This is a genomic window from Paraburkholderia sp. SIMBA_053 (genome assembly GCF_046534895.1).
Lineage (GTDB): Bacteria > Pseudomonadota > Gammaproteobacteria > Burkholderiales > Burkholderiaceae > Paraburkholderia > Paraburkholderia caledonica.
Genome location: NZ_JAWRXU010001641.1, coordinates 1 through 238 on the forward strand (window position 1 = coordinate 1; position 238 = coordinate 238).

The 238-nt window shown below is 70.2% G+C and carries 1 pseudogene; it reads right to left on the reverse strand.

Going from position 1 to position 238, the window contains the following annotated elements:
* Positions 1–19: 19 nt before the first annotated feature.
* A pseudogene (locus tag SB753_RS41125) lies at positions 20–238 on the reverse strand (aminopeptidase); the annotation flags it as partial.

The window sequence follows — 238 nt, forward strand, 5'->3', positions numbered from 1 at the left end:
CTCCTCGAGGCGGAGATCCTCAGCGCAGGCGGCGGCCCTGCGCCAGGTCGATGAGGCGCGACAGCACGGGACCCGAGCGCAGCCCGTTGTGCTCGTGCTCGCTGGTCACCCACAGCTTCACGCCGGGTAGCAGGCGTGCTGTCTCGAGCGAGAACTCCATCGGGACGTACACGTCGTCGACATAGACGGCGGCGGCGCCCGTAGCCCCGGACGCGGCGATCGCCTCGGCGTCGTAGAT